4 protein-coding genes are annotated in these 7,297 nt (G+C 35.0%); 3 read left to right on the top strand and 1 reads right to left on the bottom strand.

Translation table 11 applies throughout. The features are described from left to right. Positions 1 to 149 precede the first annotated feature (149 nt). Positions 150 to 1,493, bottom strand: coding sequence for a uracil/xanthine transporter (locus tag BUB12_RS16950; protein ID WP_072892095.1), 1,344 nt, complete (start codon positions 1,491 to 1,493; stop codon positions 150 to 152). A 439-nt stretch (positions 1,494 to 1,932) separates the two neighbouring features. Between BUB12_RS16950 and BUB12_RS16945 the strand changes: the two genes are divergently transcribed. From BUB12_RS16945 to BUB12_RS16935, 3 genes are all read left to right on the top strand, one after another. Then, positions 1,933 to 3,309, top strand: coding sequence for an NCS1 family transporter (locus BUB12_RS16945; protein WP_072892094.1), 1,377 nt, complete (start codon positions 1,933 to 1,935; stop codon positions 3,307 to 3,309). Positions 3,310 to 3,489: 180 nt separating this feature from the next. After that, positions 3,490 to 5,139: a PucR family transcriptional regulator gene (locus BUB12_RS16940; protein WP_072892093.1), complete on the top strand. Its 1,650-nt coding sequence runs from the start codon at positions 3,490 to 3,492 to the stop codon at positions 5,137 to 5,139. A 301-nt stretch (positions 5,140 to 5,440) separates the two neighbouring features. Beyond that, the gene (locus BUB12_RS16935) at positions 5,441 to 6,862 is read left to right on the top strand and encodes a YfcC family protein (protein WP_072892092.1); all 1,422 of its coding nucleotides are present in this window, start codon (positions 5,441 to 5,443) and stop codon (positions 6,860 to 6,862) included. The last annotated feature ends 435 nt before the right edge of the window (positions 6,863 to 7,297 follow it).

The raw sequence follows: 7,297 nt of genomic DNA, 5'->3' as shown, positions 1-7,297 counted from the left end.
CGGGCATCGAGACCCTTCCTCGATTACCGTAGAACCTCTGTTTCTTTTGCTACGGGCATCGAGAGCTCTCCTCGATTACCGTAGAACCTCTATTTCTTCTGCTACGGGTATCAAGAGCTCTCCACCATAGTCCTAAAAACTCCATTTAATTATATATTTTTTGTATTTACCGTTACTTGCTCTTCTAAACCAACTTTATCCCAATCCATTACATTCTCAAATAACAGAGCTAGAATAGTACCCATTAACAGTCCATTAGATAGTAATGGTTGTAGATAATCCGGTAAAGTTACAAATGCTGAACCTGGTAAAGCCATCAACACTAATCCAGTAAACAAAGGAATTGCCGAACGATAAACATTTGTTGTGTTAAAACTAACTTTCTTAAACCAATCCCAAGCTGAACCAAATAGTGTTACATAAGATACAAATAGTACAGCAGAACCTATACTTAATGGAAGAAGTGTAAAGAAATAACCAACTTGAGGGATTATTCCCATGATAAGAAACATTACTGAACCAAAGATAAATGGCATTCTTTCATAAATCTTTGTTTGTTGAATAAATCCAATAGATGAAACAAACGGCGAATAAGGTACTAAACCTAATATTCCTGAAAAAATACTAAATACACCAGTAATTGCGAATGAGTTACGATAGTCCTTACTTGTAGAAGGATCGTCTTCATACATGATGTCAGTACCCTTGATTGAACCGTATTGTTTGGATAAGTTTAAAATACCGGTAATTACTACTGTAATAATGATTCCAATATTCCAAGCAGGGGCACCTAATGGGAAGATGAACAACTCTAGAGAAGTTGAAACCTCACCACCTAATTGACTTTCTGATCCTAGTAGTACTGCGAACAGTGGCCAGCCTATAACAATACCAATTAGCATAGAATATTGTGCAATTTTTTTCGAACCTTTAATAGTTAAAATTAACACGACTAATGCAATAATAAGGGCTAATATTCCTACTGCTACATCAATAGTGGCTTCACTTCCACCACCTGATGGAATCCCCAACATCCCTTTTAAAAAGCTAATACAAAGTGATACCCCAAATAAGAACATAAACGTTCCCATAACACTTGGATTAAATAACTTCTCTAAATAATAACCAAAGCCAGTGATCCCTACTAATATTGTTAATACCCCAGCAATAATGACACCAACGGCAATACTTCCACCAACTTCAGCTAGTGGTACGCCCTGTGCTGCAGACATTGATGTAAGTGCTAAAATAACACCCCACCACAGTCCAGACGGCCCATCCATAATTGGTCTTCTATGTCCAACAAATACTTGTAACAAACACGCAAGCCCACCTAAAATAAATGAGAATTGCATGGTACTTACTACTGCTTCTTGGCTAAGTCCATAAGCAGCACCGATTGTTATTGGTACGACAACAGTGTTTACGAAAATAAACATTAACCATTGTAAACCACCTAACCAATTGTCTGCTTTTACTAATACATTCTTCATATTTATCACATCATCTTTCTTATTAAATTCATAAAGTTTTCTCGCTGGTAGGTAAACTAACTTTGTACTAAATGGCTATCAACATCACTTATTTTATATAACATGGACGCTTAAGTCATTGTTCAAAACAACTAAATAACATATTGCTTTTTGTTCAATTTTGTTAACATATAACAAAACATTTTGGCTAATATCTATGAATTAGGATTTGAGCAATCTGATAATTTATTCAAAAGGAGTGGAAAAGAGTTTTCCTATATTAACCTCATTAAATTACATCCAGTCATTACTAACGAAGTTGTGCTTCACTTGTAAACATTCACTACCTACCACTATTCTGTATAAAAATTAAAATAAGAATTATCGATTGATACATAATAACTCTAAAAAGGAACAAAAATAGGTTGACAAGACCGATTTAAAATAGGAGTGAACAAATATGGTCGATCATAACAGTAATACTTCAAAAGATAATGTTGATAAAAATGATTCATTAAGACCATTAGGTGAAAGTGAGAGAAATTTAGGTGCCCTTGGTTATATGGCTCTATGGGTTGGCGATGGTGTAAACATGGGGAATATGACATTAGGGGCTAGTGTCGTTGTTGTTGGTGTTGCAACACTAAACGTATGGCAAACGATGGCTGCTGCATTAATAGCTATCGGGATTATTTCACTTTTATTTGCTCTGAATGACCGGGTTGGTTATAGGACAGGGATTCCTTATGTAACCCAATTAAAACTTTCATTTGGTAGCAAAGGAACACTTATATCCTCTCTACTTCGTGCAATTCCTGCAGTAATCTGGTACGGAATACAAAGTTGGATTGGTGGAACAGCATTAAACGAGATATTTAAAATTGTATCTGATGGTGCGTTTGATAATGTAGCAGTTGGATTCATTATTTTACTGATTATACAGATTTTACTTTCCATGAAGGGATTCGAAAGTATTAAATGGGTGGAATCCGTAGCTTCTGTTGTTCTCATGGGAATTGTATTAACAGTTTTCTTTATTCTTATAAAGGATCATCGCGCAGAAATTATGGACACATGGGTTTCTGTTGAAGGTACTTGGGGATTAGCGTTTTTCGGATATATCATGGTTTTCTTAGGTAACTATGCAGCTATTTTCTTAAGTGCTGCTGATTATTCCAGAGAATTAAAGACAGGTTATAGTGACACAAAACGTGGGCTTCTATATTTCTTGCCTATTGTAATTGCATATGGTTCGGTAATCGCTGTCGGTGCAATGCTTGCTACCGTAACTGGATATACAAATCCAGCACTTGGTTTACCTGCATTATTCGATAATGTTTATGTTGATTTATTTATCTCTGTGTTTATCGTTTTCGGTGCCATTGCAGTGAATATGGTAGCAAATATCGTTACACCCACCTACGTTATACAGTTATTTACGAAACTAAACTATAAAATTGCTGTGACGATTACAGGATTGTTAGCTATGGTTTCATTCCCATGGGTGCTTGTCCAAGATGACAATGCGAAGGGGCTAGACATGTTCGTGCTTATCTATTCTGCATTTTTAGGACCAATGGTTGCCATTTTATTAGTTGAGTACTATTTACTAAGAAAACAAAAATTTGATGTTGATGAGTTATATGAGAAAGAAGGACAGTTCACCGGGGTAAACCCTGCTGCACTTATAGCAATGTTAGTTGCTGCAGCATTAGCCTTTATATTCGTCGACTTGGCATGGATTATTGGTTTCGTATCTGCTGCGATTATTTATCCACTCATCACGAAATTTGCCTTCAAAGATTCTAAATTCAAAAAAGGAACCATTTATGAATAAGTAAACGATCCAATCAGAACCGAACTAACCAAATTGGCTTAGTTCGGTTTTTTCTATTAACTCAGTATGTTTATAATGACTAAAATTACCTCTTCAATTTGTCCAAAATGTATAATATAATTATTATATATATTGTTACATCTTGAGCAACATAAAGGTTGCTTAATTAGGGGGACATCTATGAAAAAACTAAAAGAACTACTGTCTCAAGACGTTATGCAGGGTTCGAGTGTAATTGCTGGCGAAAATGGCTTAGATAGATTGGTCGAATCGGTAGAAACGTTAGATACACCAGATATGACCAAGTTTGTTTCAAAACATTCTTTATTATTAACTACTGGATTTTCCTTTAAAGATAACCCCAGTGGTCTTTATCAGTTGATTGAACAATTAGATAAGTCTACATGTACAGGTATTGGAATTAAATTAAACCGTTTCATACACGAAATACCTGAAGATGTAATCGATCTTGCCAATGATTTAAATTTTCCAATTATAAGTATACCCAATACCATTACTCTAACTGAAATAGGACATCACTTACTTCAGTTTTTATGGGAAAATAAAATGGATGATCTTTTCAGTGCTTACAAAGTGCAAAAGAAGTTTACAAATATGATGTTAAAAGGGGCCACTCTTCAATCACTAGTGGATCAATTGGGGTATCTTACAAATAGTCCGGTTATCTTATATAACCCGATAATCTCCCCACTAATTTGCTCAAAAGCATTCCGAGGTTCCGATATGAGTGAAGTAAAACAGCAAATCACTAGTCACTTACAGGAAACGATTGTATATAATGATTTAAAGGAGAAATATGTTACAACAGAATTTATCACGACTGATAATAAACCGTGTAACATCACCGTCTTCCCAGTAAAAACTTCCCATCCATACCCACATATGTTAGCTTTATTGGGATTTGATTCTGAAGAAACTTCTTATACAGTAATCGAACAAGCTTCGAATGTTATTTCTTCCACTTTGGTTAAAAATGAAGCAGTTAAGGAAAATGAGAGAGTGGTTAAAAATAACTTCTTTAGTTCACTTGTTGACGGTAACTACCAATCAACAGATGAAGTAATCCACCGTGGAAAGCATTATGGATTAAAGGCAGATGAAAAGTACGCTTGTCTTGTATGTAAATTGGATGAGGATAGGAATACAAACATTTTTCAACAAGAGCAAAAGTTTAATAATCTATCTCATTTTATATATGACTTATTCGTGAATACATTCTCTAAATACGAGATTGAACATATTATCTTCATGAAAAATGAATATTTTGTAATTATTCTTCAATTCCCTAAAGAGTTTAATGAAACATTAAAACGTTCTATTTCTGAAATAATTAATAAGTTTCAAATTCGAATGTTTAAGGATTTTGAGACGTCCATATCATTTGGTATTAGTAATTTTGTGAATGAAATTATTGAACTACCTGTAATTTATAGAGAAGCGATTGACGCTCTCGTTACCGGTACAGCTCTTAACCAAAAACAAGTAATCAAGTTTTATCGAACAAAAGAATTAAAAGAATTATTACGAACCATTCCAGGAGAGAATCTAAGAGATTTTTATAAAGAAACATTACGATCCCTAGCATTCCCAACTACAAATGAGGAAAAAGATTTAGTAAACACATTGAGTGTCTATTTGGATCACAATTGCGAGATTACTGAGACGTCCAAAATTTTATTTGTCCATCGTAACACTGTAAAATATCGAATAGCAAAATGTAAAAAAATCTTACAATATAATATTCATGATCCTGATAATTCTTTAAGACTGAGAACCGCCCTATTAGTACGTAACTTTTTTACAGATTAGATTAATGCTAATTTCTATATCGAAAAAGACCACTTCTTTTTTGTTGTCATGCGAAAAAGAAGTGGTCTTTTTATTTTATAGTCAGTACTTATTACAGAACATTATTCATTATGAACAAAAAAAAATGAAAAATATTTAGTCAAAAAGAACAATGACAGTGAGATGACATTAATTTAACATGGTATGCGATTACATTTTTAAATATTTATAATTCTTAAGACTATTGGGGGGCAGTAAATAGTATTTTAAGTTTTAGAAATCATTCTTTTTTTATTTAATCAAATGAAACGGGGGAATTTACATGGCACAGAATACAGCAAAACCAGAACAAAAGAAAAGTAAATTTCAAATGCCACATATATATGTTATTTTAGTTTTATTTAGTGCAATTGCCGCTGTAGCAACTTACTTCGTACCGGCCGGACAGTATGAAAGAGTACCTGGTCCAGAGGGCAGAATTACAATTGATGCAAATTCTTACACATCAGTCGAACAAACACCTGTTGGCATTACTGATTTCCTTACTGTTATTCCTAGAGGGTTGATTGATGCAGGAGAAGTCGTATTCTTCACCTTTATTATAGGTGGAATGTTTATGGTACTTCGTCAAACTGGAATAATTGAAATAGTTGTTGATAGTTTATCAAGAAAGTTTGCGAATAAAAGTATTCTACTAATACCAATTTTAACAACTGTATTCGCAACGGTTGCAACACTGATCGGGACTCCCGAATTATCGTTGGTTTACATACCGGTTATCCTCCCACTTTTAATAGCTTTGGGCTATGATTCCATCGTTGCTGCAGCTATCGCACTTTGTGGGACAGTCGTTGGATTTGCTGCGGGGGTATTGAATCCTATCAATACAGGGTTAGCGCAAAAAATATCTGGAATCCCTGTTTTCTCAGGATTAGGATTCCGTTTAATTATTTTTATTTTAGCTGTTGCATTAGCCGTACTGTTTATTATGCGATATGCAAACAAAGTCAAACAAAATCCATTAAATAGTTACGTATATGAAGATGATCGTGAAAAAAGAGAACTATACCGTAATGCAGAAAAAGTAGAAAAAAGAACAGCAACAACAAGGCAAAAATATGCTTCAATTGCTACTCTTGTTTTCTTTGCAATTCTAGTCTATGGTGTTATCGGACATGGTTGGTTTATGGTTGAGATGTCAGGTCTATTTATCTTTATGGGAATTGTTGTTGGTTTAATCGCTGGTCTATCTACTGTAGAGATTGCTGAAGGTTTCAATAAAGGGTTTCGTGATGTTTTAGTGGGTGCAATCATTGTCGGTGTAGCAAGAGCAGTTGCCGTTGTATTGGAAGATGGACAAATAATGGATACTATCGTTTACAGCTTAGGAAATGTAGTTAGTGATCTGCCGCCAATATTAGGTGCTGTGGGCATGTATTTCATCCAATTAATCATTAACTTTGTTATTCCTTCTGGTAGTGGACAAGCTTTAGTAACGATGCCAATCATGGCTCCACTGTCTGACATTATAGGAGTAACTAGACAAACAGCTGTACTTGCCTTCCAATTAGGTGATGGGTTTGCACATATTCTATATCCAACTTCAGGATACTTTATGGCAGCATTGGTTATAGCAGGTGTACCTTATCAAAAATGGATCAAATTCTTCCTACCATTATTTGTATTTTGGGCTGGATTATCCATTGTCATGCTAATCATTGCTCAAGCAATTCAGTGGAGTTAAAACAAAAGTGCATTAGATAACGTAAAATCCGAAATTATCCTTTTATAGAATAATTTCGGATTTTTTCTATGATAAACTATGAAGTAGTATGTTCTCCACCGCTACAGAAATACACTTCGCTTTCCGCGGGCGGCTGGTGAGCCAGGGAACTACTTGGTTAGGCTTCCTAGCACCCTTGCGCTGAGGAAGCCCACTGCGTAGCATTACTTGTAGACGCAAGCGCATCATGGGGTCTCACCGATGCCTCTGCTCCCGCAGGACAAGAAGGGCGTCGGAAGCATTATCATCGCACGAAGGAAATTGACTTTTATTTCCGAGGAGTCTACGTGTATTTCTTACGCTGGTTTTATTATGAAACCCTAGTAAATGACATCCCAAACATCTGCAGTCTAATTGTTCGACTTTGGATATAATTATGGAATATTAGTTATTTAG

Source organism: Ornithinibacillus halophilus, assembly GCF_900129485.1.
In the GTDB taxonomy this organism is placed as follows: domain Bacteria; phylum Bacillota; class Bacilli; order Bacillales; family Amphibacillaceae; genus Ornithinibacillus; species Ornithinibacillus halophilus.
Note: the sequence above shows the minus strand (reverse complement) of the source record. Positions and strands in the feature narration are given on the sequence as shown.

Excerpts from the sequence above, each read along its gene's own strand:
- BUB12_RS16950 (WP_072892095.1), bottom strand. The coding sequence starts at position 1,493 with ATGAAGAATGTATTAGTAAAAGCAGACAATTGGTTAGGTGGTTTACAA.
- BUB12_RS16945 (WP_072892094.1), top strand. The coding sequence starts at position 1,933 with ATGGTCGATCATAACAGTAATACTTCAAAAGATAATGTTGATAAAAAT.
- BUB12_RS16940 (WP_072892093.1), top strand. The coding sequence starts at position 3,490 with ATGAAAAAACTAAAAGAACTACTGTCTCAAGACGTTATGCAGGGTTCG.
- BUB12_RS16935 (WP_072892092.1), top strand. The coding sequence starts at position 5,441 with ATGGCACAGAATACAGCAAAACCAGAACAAAAGAAAAGTAAATTTCAA.